General features: G+C 71.1%; 13 protein-coding genes and 1 pseudogene. 8 read left to right on the top strand and 6 right to left on the bottom strand.

Annotation, left to right across the window (positions count from 1 at the left end; translation table 11 throughout):
• The first annotated feature begins 235 nt into the window (after positions 1-235).
• The gene (locus ACFWYW_RS53610) at positions 236-1,222 is read left to right on the top strand and encodes an ArsR/SmtB family transcription factor (RefSeq protein WP_379624372.1); all 987 of its coding nucleotides are present in this window, start codon (positions 236-238) and stop codon (positions 1,220-1,222) included.
• A 28-nt stretch (positions 1,223-1,250) separates the two neighbouring features.
• Positions 1,251-1,592 (top strand): hypothetical protein, encoded by a 342-nt coding sequence (locus ACFWYW_RS53605; protein ID WP_379624370.1) that lies wholly within the window; start codon positions 1,251-1,253, stop codon positions 1,590-1,592.
• 156 nt (positions 1,593-1,748) lie between these two features.
• Here ACFWYW_RS53605 and ACFWYW_RS53600 read toward each other — a convergent pair whose 3' ends face one another.
• From ACFWYW_RS53600 to ACFWYW_RS53590, 3 genes are read right to left on the bottom strand one after another with little or no spacing between them, the layout of a single operon-like run.
• A complete protein-coding gene (locus tag ACFWYW_RS53600; protein ID WP_379624368.1) occupies positions 1,749-3,491 on the bottom strand; it encodes an ABC transporter family substrate-binding protein in 1,743 nt (580 codons plus the stop codon).
• Between the two features lie 29 nt (positions 3,492-3,520).
• Positions 3,521-5,500: a serine hydrolase gene (locus ACFWYW_RS53595; RefSeq protein WP_379624366.1), complete on the bottom strand. Its 1,980-nt coding sequence runs from the start codon at positions 5,498-5,500 to the stop codon at positions 3,521-3,523.
• Positions 5,497-7,092: an amidohydrolase family protein gene (locus ACFWYW_RS53590; protein ID WP_379624364.1), complete on the bottom strand. Its 1,596-nt coding sequence runs from the start codon at positions 7,090-7,092 to the stop codon at positions 5,497-5,499. The genes ACFWYW_RS53595 and ACFWYW_RS53590 overlap by 4 nt, the downstream gene beginning before the upstream one ends.
• A gap of 151 nt (positions 7,093-7,243) precedes the next feature.
• Here ACFWYW_RS53590 and ACFWYW_RS53585 point away from each other — a divergent pair, with 151 nt between their 5' ends.
• The 3 genes and pseudogenes from ACFWYW_RS53585 (at position 7,244) to ACFWYW_RS53575 (ending at position 11,145) form a co-directional block, all read left to right on the top strand.
• Positions 7,244-8,224, top strand: coding sequence for an ABC transporter permease (locus tag ACFWYW_RS53585; protein ID WP_379624449.1), 981 nt, complete (start codon positions 7,244-7,246; stop codon positions 8,222-8,224).
• On the top strand, positions 8,217-9,089 hold the full coding sequence (locus ACFWYW_RS53580; protein ID WP_379624361.1) for an ABC transporter permease: 873 nt from the start codon (positions 8,217-8,219) through the stop codon (positions 9,087-9,089). Before ACFWYW_RS53585 ends, ACFWYW_RS53580 begins: the two co-directional genes overlap by 8 nt.
• Positions 9,086-11,145, top strand: a pseudogene (locus tag ACFWYW_RS53575) (dipeptide ABC transporter ATP-binding protein). Before ACFWYW_RS53580 ends, ACFWYW_RS53575 begins: the two are co-directional and overlap by 4 nt.
• Positions 11,146-11,149: 4 nt before the next feature.
• On the opposite strand, the gene ACFWYW_RS53570 reads toward ACFWYW_RS53575, so the two are convergent.
• A complete protein-coding gene (locus tag ACFWYW_RS53570; RefSeq protein ID WP_379624359.1) occupies positions 11,150-11,404 on the bottom strand; it encodes a hypothetical protein in 255 nt (84 codons plus the stop codon).
• Positions 11,405-11,518: 114 nt separating this feature from the next.
• On the opposite strand from ACFWYW_RS53570, the gene ACFWYW_RS53565 reads away from it, so the two are divergent.
• Complete coding sequence (locus ACFWYW_RS53565) at positions 11,519-12,805, top strand: cytochrome P450 (protein ID WP_379624357.1); 1,287 nt, start codon at positions 11,519-11,521, stop codon at positions 12,803-12,805.
• Positions 12,806-12,911: 106 nt separating this feature from the next.
• Entirely contained in the window at positions 12,912-13,481 is a 570-nt protein-coding gene (locus ACFWYW_RS53560) for a hypothetical protein (RefSeq protein WP_379624355.1), read from the top strand.
• A gap of 1 nt (position 13,482) precedes the next feature.
• On the opposite strand, the gene menD is transcribed toward ACFWYW_RS53560, so the two are convergent.
• Positions 13,483-15,138 (bottom strand): 2-succinyl-5-enolpyruvyl-6-hydroxy-3-cyclohexene-1-carboxylic-acid synthase, encoded by a 1,656-nt coding sequence (gene menD, locus ACFWYW_RS53555; RefSeq protein ID WP_379624353.1) that lies wholly within the window; start codon positions 15,136-15,138, stop codon positions 13,483-13,485.
• Positions 15,135-16,079, bottom strand: coding sequence for an o-succinylbenzoate synthase (locus ACFWYW_RS53550; protein ID WP_379624351.1), 945 nt, complete (start codon positions 16,077-16,079; stop codon positions 15,135-15,137). Before ACFWYW_RS53550 ends, menD begins: the two co-directional genes overlap by 4 nt.
• 30 nt (positions 16,080-16,109) lie before the next feature.
• Between ACFWYW_RS53550 and ACFWYW_RS53545 the strand changes: the two genes are divergently transcribed.
• Positions 16,110-17,077: AMP-binding protein (locus tag ACFWYW_RS53545; RefSeq protein WP_379641365.1), on the top strand; the 968-nt coding region annotated here is incomplete at its 3' end.

The following is a 17,077-nucleotide window of genomic DNA, read 5'->3' as shown; positions in this document are numbered from 1 at the left end:
ACATCGGCAATAGACAGCTTTATGGGCGACACGGTAGCCCAGTGCTGTCTTCTCGTTCCCCCTGGAAGGAGTCGCCCGATGTGGAAGACCGAGATACCGCGTCATAAGCGGACACCCCAGCTTGGCCGGGACCCACCCGCCGTCGTTGAAACAGACGGACTCAGAACTCCATCGCGTGTACCTGCGGCACGACACCCCAGGAAGGTCAATGCGTATCAGGCGCTACACCTTATCCGTGGAAGACCTGGCCAAGACCCGGTTGATCGGGACGCTGGGACCGCTTGCCGAGACGGCGTTCGCCCTTCAGACGCTGCAGCACACCGCCAGTCCCGCTCTGTTCGAGGCGTGGCGCAAAACCGCGAGGCAACGTATTCCGCCGCAGGCGGCGGCCCTCACGCGATTCATCGCCCCGGCCAACAGCGTCATTCTGGACGTGCCTTCACTCGTGGGCGTACACGCGGAAATGGATGACGCGCTCGACCGGCTGCACGGCGTACCCCAGTGGATGCTGTATGCGGAGGTCGACTATGTGGTGGGCTCGCGCCGGGTGCCCGATCCCGTCGGTCAGCTCGCCTATGGCGATGGGCCCGCGCGTACGGCGCTGGTGCGGGCGCTCAAGACGGGATTCTCCGCCACGGTCGAGCCGTATTGGGACCGGGTCAAAGGGCATCTCGAGGCGCGGACTCTGGTCGCCTCGCGGGTTCTTGCCGCGCGTGGTATCGCCGGGTTGCTGAGTGCGCATCCGTCGCTGACGTGGAATCCGCCGGTCCTGGAGCTTCGCAGAAGAACTGCCTCGAATGACCCCTGGAACGCGACGTTGAGCGACTTCTGCTTGGAGGGACGCGGACTCGACATCGCGTTCTCCCTGTTTTCTCCTTGGCCCAGCATGCTCCATCCCGAAGACACGCAGCGGCCCTTCATTCTCGTTCTGCCGGCGCGGCCGACGTTGCAGGCGGGTGCCGACATCTGGTCCAAGGGTGAGCAGGCCGACCTTCGGCGCTTGGCCACGTTGCTGGGCCGTACCCGCGCCGCGGTTCTGGAGTCCGTCGCCGAGGGGCGCACGACCGGTGAGATCGCCCGCCACCTGAACATCTCCGCCGCGGGCGCCAGCCAGCACGCGACCGTACTGCGTGAGGCCGGGCTGATCACCACACAGAGGCATCGCAACACCGTGATCCACACCCTGACCGCACTGGGGGCCATGCTCCTCAACGGCGGGTGAAGAGAAACGCTCGAACGGAGGAAAAATCATGAGAAAACCCGCAGTGCTCGCCCTCGCCGGCATCGCCATGGTCGGCGCACTCACCGCCGCCCCCACTCCCGCCGCCGCGGCCGCCGGACGCCTTGTCCTGACGACCGACACAGGCTCCTCAAGCCAGCTCATCTACGGCGGCTGCCAGAACCCCCTGCTCTCCCAGGCTCCCTCCGGCTTGGCGACCTTCGACAACACGCCCGCACCGGGCTGCGCCGTCTGGCTCAGCAACGGGAGCCAGACCTTCGTGCTGTGCGCAGGCCAAGGCACCGTGCCCGCCGTCTACGCCAGCAACGCCCTCATCCACATCCGCCAGGGCACCAGCGTTCCCTGCCTCTAGGGCTCCCAGCAGTAGCGCCGTCCACCACACGCGCGGGGCTGACGGGCAACTCGGATAACGGTCGGGCCGAGCGGGCGGGACCACCCGGCACCTGACGAACGACGGGCAGGCGGGTGGGGCGGAGGAGAGTGGCATGTCGCGCCGCCCCGGGGCGGGTCAGGACCCGTTCAGCAGGCCCCACTGCTCGCTGTTATAGGTAGGAAACGACAGGCTGTTGTCGCGGATGTTGCCGAGCTTCGCGTCGTATGCGAGGAACGATCGGTTCTGGTACAGCGGCAGGATCGAGTAGTCCGATGAGACGATCTTGTCCGCCTCCTGCAGCTTCTTCGTCGCCTCCTCGGCGCTGGTCGCCGACAGGGCGGCGTCGAGGAGCTTGTCGACCTTGAGGTTGCGGTAGTTGCCCAGGTTGAACCGGCAGAAGTTCACCCCTTCCTCGCAGCTCAGGAAGTACGGGATGTTGCTGGTCGCGGTGAACGGCGACTGCGACACCGTGCCGACCGTCATCGCCCAGTTCCCCTCCTGTACGGCATCGACCGTGTTGGACACCGTGGCCACCTGCACCTCGATCCCCAGCGGGGCGACCGCCGCCTTGACCAGCTGGGCTTCGGAGGCGCGCAGCTGGTCGCCGGCCTGGACGGCGAAGCGCAGCGCGGGCACCGGCTTGCCGTCCGGCGCCACCAGCTTGGCGCCGATCCCGGTATACCCGGCATCGCCCAGCGTCTTCTTCGCCTTCTCGGGGTCGCCGATGCCGTACTCGAACTCGCTCACCACGTCGGCGTAACCGGGCGCGCCGCTCAGGAACATCTGGCTCAGCCGGGGCTCGGCCGTACTGTCGAACTGGCCGATCGTCTTGGCGATCAGGTCCTTCACGCTCACCGCCTGGAAGATCGCCTTGCGCAGGGCGAGGTCTTTCAGGGCCGGGGCGTTGTGGTTCAGCCAGATCTGGTGCACGGACGCGCTCGGCGACACCTGGTAACGGACCGCGGGCAGGTCGTCGACCTGCTGGACGATGTCGACCTGCGGGTTCGGGTAGATCACGTCGACCTCCTCGTTGGCGAGCGAGGTCGGTTGCTGTGAGACGTCCGTGATGAGGCGGAAGATGAGCTTGTCCAGGTTCTGCGGCTTGCCGTACCACTTCTCGTTGCGGACCATCACCACCGAGCCGTCCGCCGTGAACTCCTCGATCCTGAACGGCCCCGCCGAGAACTTCGGGACCGACTTGGCGAAGCCCTCGTTGAAGCTCTTCTCCAGGCCCGCGGCGGTGTCGGCCGGCCCGTAGGTCTTCGCGACGTGCGCGGGCAGGATCGGCGAGAACAGCGCCTTCCAGTCCACATACGGCCGGTCGAACACGACCGTGACGGTACGGCCCTGCTCGGAGCCCTTGACGGACTTGATCCGGTCGTAGCCGGCGTTGTTGGCCGCCTGGCATTTCGGGCAGGTGCGGGGGTCGAGCGCCCGCCAGGTGTACTCGAAGTCGTCGGCCGAGATCGGGGTGCCGTCGGACCAGACGGCCTTCGGATCGATCGTGTACGTGATCGTCTGCGGTGAGTCGGCGGTCTTCTCCGCGCTGGTCACGAGTGTGGTGTTCTGGGTGACCGAGCCGTCGGGCTGGATGGAGAACGCGCCCGGCAGCAGCACGCTGGAGATGTCGATCACGGAGTACGTGGCGCCGCCGGCGTTGAGCACGTTCCAGTTCGAGATCGGATACGTGATCGTGTAGGTCACGGTGCCGCCGGTGCCGACGGTCGCGGTGTTCACCGTGTTCACCTCGCCGGTGACGCGGCCGTCGCCGGACGTCGCCGTCTTCGTGCCGCCTCCGCCTCCGCCCGCGCAGGCGGTGAGCAGGAGCGCCAGGGCGCCGGCCGTCAAGGCCTTCGGATAGGTGCGGCGCAAAGCCATGTTCGGCTCCAAACGGGGGGTGAGTTGGATCAGGAACGCTCGCCGCGCAACTGGGCGACGGCTTCGGCGGCCGCCCAGCCGATCAGCGCGTCGAGGTGTGGGGCGTTCGGGGTGGGGTCGGCGGCGCGGGTGAAGACGCCGACGGCGTACCTGCCGCCGTCGCGGAACTCGAGCACGCCGGCTTCGTTGCGGATCAGCGGCAGGGTGCCGGTCTTCCCGCTGATCACCACGTCGTCTCCCGGAAAACCGCTGCTCAGGCGGTGCGGCCAGATCTGGGCGCCCATCCAGCCGCGTACCAGGGCGCAGGCGTCCGGCACCGCCGCCTCCTCGCGCCAGATGCCGGCCAGCAGGCGGGTGATCTCCTCGGGCGTCGTGCGGCAGGTCCGCGCCGGGTCCAGCGCGCGCAACGACCGCAGTCGCTCCAGCGGCACCTCGCTCAGCTCGCGTTCGTCGTCGCCGTAGGCGGTGCCGAGGTCCTGCGCCACACTGGCCAGAATCTCCGCGCAGTTCTGCGGTACGGCCGTGCCCCCGAGACCCAGCTCGGCCAGCAGCGCGGCCACCCGGTCCTTGCCCACCCGATCGAGGACCAGGTCGGTGGCCACGTTGTCGCTGATGACCATCATGAGCTGGGCCAGGTCGCGGTAGGAGGCGACGACGTGGTCACGGTGCGCGGCCAGGCCGTACGGCGACGGCACCCTGCCCTCCTCCGGGACGGTGACCCGCTGGGTGAGGTCGATCTCACCGGCCGCCGCCTGACGGGCCAGTTCGAGGGCCACCGGCACCTTGAAGACCGAGGCGGTGACCACCGGGGTGTTCTCGCCGATGCCGACCGACTTGCCGGTGTCGAGATCACGCGCGTGCAGCCAGATCTGGGCGCCGAGCCCGGCCGCGTGCTCGCGGATCGCCTCGGGCGTGGCCGCCCTGACCGTACCCGGCCTCCGCACGCCACTCCCCCGCGATCGCAGGTGATCGGCCGCCGATCGCACGGGAGCGTCCGCTGACCACACGAGCGTGTCCGATCGCTCAGGGGCATCCGCCGACCGCAAGTGAACGTCCGATCGCGCTTGGTCACTGGATGAGCACGGCTGATCGCCGGACGACCACTGGTGGTCGCCACCGGACGAGCGTGGGTGGTCGGCGGATGATCGGGGGTGGTAGCCGGCGGATGAGCGCAGGTGGTCGACGGCCAGGCGGCCGAGGGTGCCGACGCAGGCGTCGGCGGCGGGCTGGCGGTAGCGGTGGTCCTCGGTTCTGATGAACACCGCGACGGCGAACCGCCCGCCGTCGGCCTCCACCACCCCGGCCTCGTTACGCCAGAACGGCAGGGTCCCGGTCTTGGCGCTCACCCGCGTCCCAGGCTCGGTGAACCCGGCCCGCAGCCGATGCGGCCACGCCTGCAACCCCAGAATGCGCCGCATCTCGGCGCACTCCGCGGCCCCGGCCGCCTCGTCCTTCCACAGGGAGGCGAGCAACCGGGTGATCTCGCGCGGCGTACCGGAGTGCTGGGTGCGCTCGGGATCGACCGCGCGCGCGGCGCGCAGAGCGTCGGGACCCGCGCCTTCCGGCACGTCCTGGTACAGCGTCTGGTAGAGGTCGTCGCAGGTGCCGTCGACCCTGGTCCTGGTCAGGCCCAGCTCCCGCAGCGTCGCGTTGATCGCGTCGGTGCCCAGCAGGTTGACGAGGATGTCGGTGGCCGCGTTGTCGCTGACGCTCATCATCCAGTAGGCCAGGTCACGCAGCGAGAGCTCGATCGGGTCGGCCATGACGGACAGCCCGGTGGGCCCGGCCGAGCGTCCCTCGGCGGGAACGTCGAGCCGCGTGTCAGGAGACAGCCGCCCGTCCCCGAACCGGCGGAACAACTCCACCAGCACCGGAATCTTGAAGACGCTGGCCAGCGCGACCAGCCCGTACTCGCCGTACCCGATCTCCGCGCCGCTGTCGAGGTCGACGGCGTGCACCCACGCCCGCGCGCCGATCGGCCCGAGAACCTGCTCGACCTGCTCTTTCATGACGACCTCCCCCGCCTCAGCGCCCGTCCGGGCAACCGCCCGGTGGGCGCGCCGTCGGCGAACGCGGTCTGGCCGTTGACCACCACGTGCCGCATCCCGCGCGCGTACTGGTGCGCGGACTCGTAGGTGGCCAGGTCGCCGACGGTCTCGGGGTCGAAGACGACGATGTCGGCATAGGCGCCGGGGGCAAGGCGGCCGCGGTCGCGCAGGCCCAGGTTGGTGGCGGGCAGGCTGGTCATCCGCCGCACCGCCTCGCCGAGGGTCAGCAGCCCCTGTTCCCGCACGTACCGGCCGAGGATCCGGGCGAAGGTCCCGTAGGCCCGCGGATGCGTGGGCGCGTCGGTGTAGGGCGGCTCGGCGGCGAAGGTCTCGGCGTCGGACCCGACGGAGACCCACGGGTTGCGCAGGGCGGTCCGCAGCACGTCCTCGTCCATCATGAAGTACATGGCGTGCAGCCCGGGCTCCTCCTCGACCAGCTGCAGCAGCGTCTCGACGGGGTCGGCGCCCCGGTCCCGCGCCGCCTGCCCGAGGCTGAGCCCGCGGTAGGCGGCGGCGGGCCCCTTCGGGTCGGGCAGCAGCATGACGCCGTCCGCGCCGCCCGAGGCCAGGTAGATGTTCTCCCAGCGCTCCGACGGCGTCCGCACCCCTTCGCGGATGCGGGCCCGCTCGGCCGGGTCGGCCAGCCGGGCGGCGAGCGCCTCCTGACCTCCCTCGTGGAAGTGCGGCGGGATCGAGGCGGCGAGGTTGGTCTGCCCGGCGAGGTAGGGGTAGATGTCCGCGGTCACCGCCTGCCCGGCGGCGCGGGCGGCCTCGACGCGTTCGACGGCTCGTGCCATCTTGGGCCAGTTGGCGCGTCCGGCGGCCTTGAGGTGGTAGATCTCCGCCCGCACCCCGGCCCGGCGGCCGATCTCGATCAGCTCGTCGACCGCGTCGAGGAAGTGGTCGCCCTCGCTGCGCATGTGCGAGATGTACATGCCGTCGTGCCGGGCGACGACCTCGCACAGCGCGACCAGCTCGTCGGTCGGGGCGAAGCAGCCGGGCGGGTAGATGAGCGCCGATCCCAGGCCTAGGGCTCCATCGGCCATTTCCTCGTCGAGGACGCCGCGTACATGGGAGAGCTCTGCGGCGGTCATCGGCCGGTCGTCCGTGCCCGCGCCGATCATGCGCAGGTTGTGCGCGCCGACGAAGCTGACGACGTTCTGGACCACGCCCTTGCGCTCCAGGTGCGATAGGAACTGCGACAGCCGTTCCCACTCCAAGGACTCGAAGCCCGCTCCGAGCTCGGCCCTGATCGCGGGGGTGAAGGGCCCGATCGACAGTCCTTCGCCGAAGACCTGCGTGGTCACGCCCTGGTAGAGGTCGGACAGGCCACGACCGTCCTTCTCCAGGGTGAAGTACGCGTGGCTGAGCACGTTCACGAAACCGGGGGCGACCACCAGCCCGGTGGCGTCCAGGACGGGCACGTCGTGGCCGCCCGCCGAAGGGCCGACGGCGACGATCCGATCGCCTTCGACCAGGACGTCCGCGACCCGGCCAGGGCCGCCTCCACCGTCATGAACTGTGCCACCGCGAATCACCAGAGAAGCCGACATGCGGGCATCCTGCGACGTCACGCTCACCGAATGTTCATCGAATCCGATGAAGTGGCGCAGATCTTACGTCGCATCCGACGAAGTACGGGCGAGTCGGAACGACTGCACTGGGTGACCAAACCTCAGCCACAGAGAGCCGGTGACCCCTATCGTGCTCACCTTCACCTTCCGCCGCCTCCTGATCTCCATCCCGGTGATCGTGGCGTCGACGTTCGTCGTGTTCCTGCTCGTGACGATGTCCGGTGATCCGCTCGCCAACCTCAAGGGCCGCAACCCGCCGCCGTCCCCGCAGGTCATCGCGGTCGAGGCGCATCGGCTGTACCTGGACCAGCCGGTGCTGCAGCGCTACTGGACCTGGATGACCGGCGTGCTGCGCGGGGACTTCGGCCCTTCGGTGCGTACCAACCTGGACATCGGCCACGAGATCGCCGCCCGGTTCGGCGTCACGCTGCGGCTCATCGCGGTGGCCGTCGTCCTGGCCCTGCTGCTGGCCGTGGTCGTCGGCGTGCTGAGCGCGGTCAAGCAGTACTCGGGCATCGACTACGGCTTCACCTTCGCCGCGTTCCTGTTCCTGTCGATGCCGTCGTTCTGGTTCGCGGTCCTGCTCAAGCAGGGCGGGATCTCGCTCAACCAGCTCGTCGGCGATCAGGTGGTGTACACGATCGGGGAGAAATCGGTGGTCGTGGACGGCGGCGCCTGGGCCCAGCTGACCGACGCCGCGGGCCACATGGTGCTGCCGACGATCTCGCTGGCGCTGATCTCGTTCGGCGCGTGGAGCCGGTTCCAGCGCGCCTCGATGCTCGACGTGCTCAACAGCGACTACGTGCTGTTCGCGCGGGCCAAGGGACTGACGCGGCGACGCGTGGTCGTCCGGCACGCGCTGCGCACCGCGCTCATCCCCATGACCACGGTGACCGCGCTCGACTTCGCCTCCCTGATCTCCGGCGCCGTCATCACCGAGACGGTCTTCCAGTGGCGCGGGCTCGGCGACTTCCTCGTCACCTCGATCAATCAGCGCGACGCCTACGCGGTGCTCGCGTGGCTGCTCGTGGTGGCCGTGGCGGTCATCGTGTTCAACCTCATCGCCGACCTCCTGTACGCCCTCCTCGACCCCAGGATCCGCTATGAGTGACGCCACGGCCGTCCGCCGGCGCAGCCAGCGCGAGCTGGTGCTGCGCCGCTTCCTCAGGCACAAGGCGGCGGTGGCCAGCCTGGTGCTGTTCGCCGCCGTCGTCCTGCTGGCCTTCGCAGGCGGCGCGCTGTGGCGCTACGACTACGCCGACATCACCTCGGCCGTGTCGGTCCCGCCCTCCCTGGAGCACCCGTTCGGCACCGACAACCTCGGCCACGACACCTTCGCCCAGGTACTGCGCGGCACCCAGCGCTCGATCGAGATCGCCCTGCTCATCGCGCTGCTCGCCGGGCTGGTGGGCACCCTGTGGGGAGCCTTCTCCGGCTACTACCGCGGCATCACCGACAGCGTCATGATGCGCGTCGCCGACCTGGTCCTGACCCTGCCGCTGCTGGCGGTCGCCGCGGTCCTGACCCGCGGCACGTCGGGCTCGTGGTGGTTCGTCGCCCTCGTCATCGCCTCCCTGCAGTGGGCCTACGTCTCCCGCGTGGTACGCGGCGTCGTCCTGTCGCTGCGCGAGAAGGAGTACGTCGAGGCCAGCCGCGCGCTCGGCGCCACCGACCGGTGGATCATCTTCCGCCACCTGATCCCCAACGCCCTCGGGCCGATCATCGTCAACGTCACGATCCTCGTGGCCGCCGCCATCCTGGTCGAGACCGCGCTGTCGTTCCTCGGCCTCGGCGTCCAGCCGCCCGACACCTCGCTCGGCCTGCTGGTCAGCGAGGCCGACACGGCGGTCAGCACCCGGCCCTGGCTGTTCTACTTCCCCGGCGCGTTCATCGTGGTGATCGCCCTGACCATCAACTTCATCGGGGACGGGCTGCGCGACGCCTTCGACCCGACGCAGCGGAAGGTGCGCACATGAGCGAGCGCGAGATCGTGCTGGAGGTCGAGGACCTCACCGTGTCGTTCCCGACCGAGGACGGCCTGGTCAGGGCGGTCCGCGGCGTCAGCTACGAGCTGCGCCGGGGCGAGGTGCTCGGCATCGTCGGCGAGTCCGGCTCGGGCAAGTCGGTCACCTCCATGGCGGTGATGGGCCTGCTGCCGGGATCGGCGAAGGTCGGCGGCTCGGTCCGCTTCCGCGGCCAGGAACTGGTCGGGGCGCCGGACAAGGAGCTGCGGGCCATCCGCGGCGGCCGGATCGCGATGGTCTTCCAGGACCCGATGACCTCCCTCAACCCCGTCCACCCGGTGGGTGACCAGATCGCCGAGGCGGTCAGGGCGCACAACGACGTCAGCGCCGCCGCGGCCCGCGAGCGCGCGGTCGAACTGCTGGCGATGATGCAGATCCCCCGGCCGAGGGAACGCGCCCGCGACTACCCGCACGAGTTCTCCGGCGGCATGCGCCAGCGTGTCGTCATCGCCACCGCGATGGCCAACGACCCCGACGTCATCATCGCCGACGAGCCCACCACCGCGCTCGACGTCACCGTCCAGGCGCAGGTGCTGCGGGCGCTGGAGACCGCGCGGACGGCCACCGGCGCCGCCATGGTGCTGATCACCCACGATCTCGGCGTCGTCGCCGGCACCGCCGACCGGGTCCTGGTCATGTACGCGGGCCGGCCGGTCGAACTCGGGCACGTCGATGCCATCTACTACGAGCCGCGCATGCCGTACACGCTGGGACTGATCGGGAGCCTGCCCCGGCTGGACGACGCCCGCAGGGGCGAGCGGCTGGTCCCGATCACCGGCTCGCCGCCGTCGCTGCTCGACCTGCCGCCCGGGTGCCCGTTCGGGCCGCGCTGCCCGATGCGGCAGGACCGGTGCCACAGCGCCGAGCCGGAACTGCTCGCCACCGCCCCCGGCCACCTGGCCGCCTGCCACTTCTCCGCCGACCTGGAAGGCCGCCGCCCCGAGGACGTCTTCGCCCTGACCTCGGCAGACCACGAAGGAGGCGCGGCATGAGCGAATCGCCGCTGCTGTCGGTGCGGGATCTGGTCAAGCACTATCCGGTACGCGGCAAGGGCCTGATCCCGCGTACCACGGGACAGGTGCACGCCGTCTGCGGCGTCTCCTTCGACCTGCACCGGGGCGAGACCCTCGGCCTGGTCGGCGAGTCGGGCTGCGGCAAGTCGACCACCGGCCGCGCCGTGCTCAAGCTGCAGCCGCCCACCTCGGGGACGGTGCTGTTCGACGGCAGGGACCTCGCGGCGGCCGGCGCCGCGGAGACGCGCAGGCTGCGCCGGCACATGCAGATCGTGTTCCAGGACCCGTACGCCTCCCTCGACCCGCGGATGACCGTCAGCGACGCCATCGCCGAGCCGCTGCGCATCCACGACACCTACCGCCAGGAGGGCCACGAGCGGGTACGCGAGCTCCTGGCCACCGTCGGGCTCAACCCCGAGCACGGCAACCGGTATCCGCACGAGTTCTCCGGCGGCCAGCGCCAGCGCGTCGGCATCGCCAGGGCGCTGGCGATGCGGCCCGAGCTGATCGTGCTGGACGAGCCGGTGTCGGCGCTCGACGTGTCGATCCAGGCCGGCGTGGTCAACCTGCTCCAGGACCTGCAGGAACGGCTGGGCCTGGCCTACCTGTTCGTGGCGCACGACCTGTCGGTGGTCCGCCACATCGCCCACCGGGTCGCGGTCATGTACCTCGGCCGGGTCGTGGAGATCGGCGACAGGGACGAGCTGTTCGACCGGCCCGCCCACCCCTACACCCAGGCGCTCATCTCTGCCATCCCGCTGCCCGACCCGCGGCTCGAACGGGTCAGGGCACGTGAGCGGATCGTCATCGGCGGCGACGTGCCCAACCCGGTCAGCCCGCCGAGCGGCTGCCGCTTCCGCACCCGCTGCCCGAAGTTCACGCAGCTCACCGAGGGCGAGCGGACGATCTGCGTCGAGCAGGCGCCCGAACTGGTCGACCGCGGCCACGGCCACCCGGCCGCCTGCCACTACGCGGAGGTGGCCGCCGTCGTCTGACGCCCTACCGCCACGGCTCGCCGTGCTCGTCCCCCGGCCTGCGGCGCCGGGCGGGCGGCGGCGGGGGCGGGTCGTCACGGCGGGAGGAGTGGGACTCCCCCATGATCTGGATGACGACCCACACCACCGCCACCGGGACCCCGACGATGAAGATGGAGATCTTCCAGCCGCCCGGCACCACGATCGCCACGATGAGGGCCACGACGAGCAGCGCGAACGCCCCCACGAGGCCAAGACCGAGCTTCTTCCACAGCGACATGCGACCTCCCGGAAACGGCTGGAACGCGACAAAGTATCCCCGACACGGTGATCTACCGCATCACCCGCCAGGGTGGGGTGGCGGGGCACGGACGCGTGTGCGAGGGTGGCGAGCATGGTGATCCCGGGGCCGGCGCCGTCCGCGTCGGGCGACAACCTCGACGACATCGCCGCCGCCGGTGGCCTGCACACCTTCCAGCTGGCCCTGCACCGCGACTACGGCGACGTGGCCGCGTTCAGGATGCCCGGCTCGCGGCTCGTCTCCGTCGCCGATCCGTTGCTGCTGGAACGGGTGGCGCGGGTCGACAAGCGGCCGGAGAAGCTGTTCGAGTTCCTCGCCCCGCTCTTCGAGACGGGCAACCTGCAGGTGATGCCGGCCGAGGAACACGTGCCGTGGCGCAAGCTCGTCCTGTCCGCCCTGGCCGGGCGCAAGTCGCACGAGGCGCACTACCCCTCCTTCGCCCGCATGACCGCCGCCATGGCCGACCGCTGGGCCGCCGCGGACGGGCCGGTGGCGCTGCAGAAGGAGCTCAGCGAACTGTCCCTGCGCATGATCTGCCAGTACGCGCTGGGCATGGAGATGGACGAGGGCGACCTGCCCCGGCGGGTGGTGGGCGCCTTCGAAGAGGTCCTGTCGGAGTATCTGGGCAAGCTGTACGGCACGCCGTACCGGGAGGGCGGGGCGCAGGAAGGCCTGGCGTTCCTGCGCGACGCGGTCGACCAGGTGCTCGCCGGGCGGCGCCCGCCGGACCGGCCCGACCTGATCACGCTGATGGCCGAGGCCGGCGAGCGGCCGGCGCGGGTACGCGACACCGTGCTGTCGATGATGCTGGCGGCCCACCACACCACCGGCGTGGCGATCTCCTGGACCCTCTACCTGCTGGCCGCGCACCCGGAGGTGACCGAGCGGATCCGCGCGGAACTCGCGGAGGTGCCGGACGTGCCCGGATTCGCCGACCTGAGCCGGCTGCGGGTGCTGGAGATGGCGCTGAAGGAGTCGATGCGGCGCTACCCGCCCGGCCCGTACGGCGCCCGCGAGACCACCGAGCACCTCACGCTCGGCGGCTACGACCTGCCGGCCGGGACGACGGTGTTCGTGCCGATCTGGGCGGTGCACATGAATCCGCGCGTCTGGACGGATCCGGAGCGGTTCGACCCCGACCGGTTCGCGCCCGAACGGATGCCGGAGCGGCCACGGCTGGCCTACATCCCGTTCGGTTTCGGCCCGCGCGCCTGCGAAGGGGCGTCGCTGGCCATGCTGGAGGCGCGGCTGGTGCTGGCCGTCCTGCTCAAACGCTTCACCTTCCGCCCGGTCGAAGGGCACCCGGTGGTGCCGGTCGAGCGGTTCGTGCTGTGGGCCGAGCACGACATCGAGATGACGGTGCTGCCGGCGCCGTCCTGACCGGTTCTTTCGGGCTGCTTACGTCAGGCCCGCGCCCCTCCTCCCGAGGGGTCCGGGACGCTCATGATACGAGCGACAAAGCCCCGAAACATCGGAGTCAACGACCATGTTCCGACTCACCGCGGCCGCCGGATTCCTGTGCGCGGTCGTCCTCGCCGTCAACACCGCCCGCCGCGCCGGACTCCTGCCGGAGACGGCGCTCACCCACGCGATCGCGCCCCTGGCGCCGCTGGCCGGCCTGTTCGCGATCACCGGCTGCTACTTCCTCATCTCCCGTACGGCCGGCCGCCTCGGCCTGATCGGCTTCACGCTCAACGCCGCGGGCCTGGCCGGCGCCTTCGCCGTCGAGTACACCCTGCACTTCGTCTTCCCCGCCCTCGGCCGGAGCACGGTCGCCACCCTGGTCGCCGGGGGCACCGGCCGGGCGTTCCTGGTGACGTCCCTGGTGCTGATGGCCGGCGTCCTCACCTTCGCCGTGGCCGCCATCAGGGCGGGCGGCCTGCCCACCGGCGCCATCGTCCTCTACGCGGCGGGCATGATCCCCGGCTCGCTCAGGAACGTCGTCCCCGAACCCCTCTACCTGCTGGGCCTGCTGGTCGCCGCCGCCGGAGTGGCCTGGCTGGCCGTGAGCCTGTGGCGGGCGGAACCCGCGCGCGCGGCCCTGGCACAGGCCTGACTCAGAGCGCCGCCCGGATCGCCGTCTGGGCGGCCTCGCGCAACTGGGCGTGGATCAGGGCGTTGGACTCGCGCTCCGAACGCACCTCGACCACCCGCAGCCCCTCCCCGCGCAACGCCTTGCCCAGCTCCGAGATGTCACTCACCAGCGTGTACGGCGTCCCGGTGGCCGCCGCCACATACCCGAGATCGACCCCGTGCGGCGTGCCGAAGACCCGCTCGAACGGATCGCGCACCGCCGCCTGCGGCAGCAGCGAGAAGATCCCGCCGCCGTCGTTGTTCACCACGACGAAGCACAGGTCGGGCCGGGGCTCGCGGGGCCCGAGGATCAGCCCGTTCTGGTCGTGCAGGAACGACAGGTCCCCCAGCAGCGCGAACGACGGCCCGTTGTGCCCGAGCGCCGCCCCCATCGCGCTCGAGACCAGCCCGTCGATCCCGGAGGCGCCCCGGCTGCTCAGCACCCGGATCCCGCGCCGGGGCCGCATGGCCTGGTCGAGGTCCCTGATCGGCATGGAGGAGCCGCTGAACAGCAGCGCCCCGTTCGGCAGCGCGTCCACCAGGTCACGGGCCAGGCGCGGCTCGCTGAGCCCGGAGGCGTCGAGAAGCTCGTCGATCGCGGCGCGGGCGGCCAGGTCGGCGGCGCGCCAGGAGTGCAGCCACGTGTCGTCGCCGGAGGCGACCGGGATCTCCACGGCCTGCGCGACCTGCGTGGCCGAGCGGGTCGGATCGGGCCAGCGGGCCAGGTCGGGCGCGACCACGATGTGCTCCTGCGCCCGCTTCAGCCACGTCAGCAGCGGGCGCGACAGACCGGGACGGCCCAGCGTCACGACCACGTCGGGCTGGTGGGCGTCGGCGAACTCGGGCGTGCCGAGCAGGAAGTGGTAGGTGGAGATCGCGTGATCGCCGTAGCGGCCGCCGCCGTTGGGCTCCGACAGCACCGGCCAGCCGGCCATGCCCGCGGCGGCGATGTAGCGGCGCACGTTCGCCGCGCCGTCGCCGACGACCAGGACGCCGCGGCGGGTGGGCGGGATGTGCAGCGCCACGGGCGGCGGGGCGACGCGGGCGCGCACCCACGGGCCGTTGACGTCGCCGTCGAGCGACTCGCACCAGTTCGTGTCGCCGTCGGGGATGAGCGGCTCGCGGAAGGACAGGTTGAGGTGGACCGGTCCCGGATCGGCGGGGCCGAGCGTGCGCTGGTAGGCGCGGCAGGCCAGCGAGCGCCAGTACGCCACCTGGCCGGGGCGATCCTCCGGCACCCCCACCTCGGCGAACCAGCGGACGGCTGAGCCGTACAGCTTGATCTGGTCGATGGTCTGGTTGGCGCCGGTGCCGCGCAGTTCGGGCGGCCGGTCGGCGGTCAGGACCAGCAGGGGTACGCCCGATTCGCCCGCCTCGATGACGGCGGGGTGGAAGTTGGCGGCGGCGGTCCCGGACGAGCAGAGCAGGGCGACGGGCCGTTCCGATCGTTTGGCCAGGCCGAGCGCGAGGAACGAGGCCGAGCGCTCGTCGATGCGCACGTGCAGGCGGACCCGGGACTCGGCGTGCAGGGCCAGCGCGAGGGGGGCGGAGCGGGAGCCGGGCGCGAGCACGACGTCGGTGAGTCCGCAGCGCACCAGCTCGTCGACCAGCACGGAGGCCAGCGCGGTGGCGGGGTTCACGGGGCAGCCTCCTGCATCCGGCGAAGCCACGAGGGGGATTCGATCTCAAATTCCGACAAATACGAAAAATCCACGTTCGGGCGGCGGACCGCTATCTGTCCGTCTACCGGCATGAGGGAGTCTTTCACGACATCTCCCGAAAGGAGGGTCATGGTGCCCAGACCGCACGCATAGGGCAGCTCGGGCAGGGCGGCGGCCAGCGCCAGACCCGCCGCCAGGCCGACGGAACTCTCGACCGCGCTGGAGACGACCGCGGGCAGCCCGCACGCCTCCACCACCCGCAGCGCGTTACGCACACCGCCGAGCGGCTGCACCTTCACCACCGCGATGTCGGCCGCCTCCGCCGCGCGCACCCGCAGCGGATCCTCCGCCTTGCGGATCGACTCGTCGGCGGCGATCGGCACGTCACACCTGCGCCGCACCCGGGCCAGCTCGTCGAGGGTGGCGCACGGCTGCTCGGCGTACTCCAGGTCGAAACGGCCGAGCTCCCTCAACCGGCGCACCGCCTCATCCACGCTCCAGGCGCCGTTGGCGTCCACGCGCACCTTCCCCGAGGGGCCGAGCGCGTCGCGCACCGCCTCCACCCGGGCCAGGTCCTCGGCGAAGCTCTGGCCGCGCTCGGCGACCTTCACCTTGGCGGTGGCGCAGCCGGCCCGCCGTACGAGCTGGAAGGCCTTGTCCGGCGGCACGGCGGGGATCGTCGAGTTGACCGGGACGGCGGCGCGCACGGGCGCCGGCCAGCCCTCGTCGGCGGCCTCGCGGGCGCAGGCCAGCCAGCGTGAGCACTCGCGCGGACCGTACTCGGGGAACGGCGAGAACTCCCCCCAGCCGGCGGGCCCGTGGATGAGCACGCCTTCCCTGACGGTCTGCCCGCGAAAACGCTCGCGCATGGGGATCCGGAAGACGACGGGAGAACGCTCCACGACCCTCCCCGCACTCATATCCGAACTGTCGCCACTAACCTTACGAGCATGGTGAGCAAACCGTTGCACGCCCTCGCGCTGCCACCCGGTCCGCGGCTGTTCGCGGCGATTCGCGATGCTCTGACCGGCGATGGTCCCGCCGTGCTCCCCCTGCCGCCCGCCGACGCCGGCGCCACCCTCACGGCTTTGCGCCCCACCCATCTCGACGGGGTACGGCAGGCCGGCGGGGAAGGCGTGCCCGAGGACGTCGCGGTGGTGATCGCGACCAGCGGCAGCACCGGCGTGCCGAAGGGCGTCATGCTCACCGGGCGGGCGCTGCGCTCCTCCGCCGAGGCGTCGCTGCGCCACCTGAAGGCCGCCAAGGGCGAGCGCTGGCTGTGCTGCCTGCCCCCCTCGCACGTGTCCGGACTGCAGGTGCTGGTCAGGTCGGTGATGACCGGCAGCGAGCCGGTCATCCACGACGGCTTCTCCCCCGAGGCGGTGCTGGGCTCCGGGGCCCAGCACGTGTCGCTGGTGCCGACCCAGCTGCACCGGCTGGTGGAGCGGGGCGCGGACCTGTCGGTGTTCCGCTCGATCCTGCTCGGCGGCGCGGCGCCCCGGCCGGGGCTGCTGCAGGAGGCGCGGGCGCTCGGTGCCCGGATCGTCACGACGTACGGGATGAGCGAGACCAGCGGCGGCTGCGTGTACGACGGCCGGCCCCTTTACAATGTAGATCTCAAAATCGGGGGCGACGGCCGGGTGCGGATCGCCGGTCCCGTCCTGTTCTCCGGATACCGTTTCGGCGCGGCGCCGTTCGAGGACGGCTGGTTCGTCACCTCCGACCTCGGCGAGCTGAACGGCGGGCGGCTGCGCGTGCTCGGCCGGGCCGACGACGTCATCAACACCGGCGGCGAGAAGGTCGTGGCCGGGGTCGTGGCCGCCGTGCTCGGCGAGCACCCCGAGATCGCCGACGTGGCGGTCGTCGGCGGCCCCGACCCCGAATGGGGCGAGCGCGTGGTCGCGGTCGTGGTGCCGGC

Source organism: Nonomuraea sp. NPDC059023 (assembly GCF_042740095.1).
In the GTDB taxonomy this organism is placed as follows: Bacteria; Actinomycetota; Actinomycetes; order Streptosporangiales; family Streptosporangiaceae; genus Nonomuraea.
Note: the sequence above shows the minus strand (reverse complement) of the source record. Positions and strands in the feature narration are given on the sequence as shown.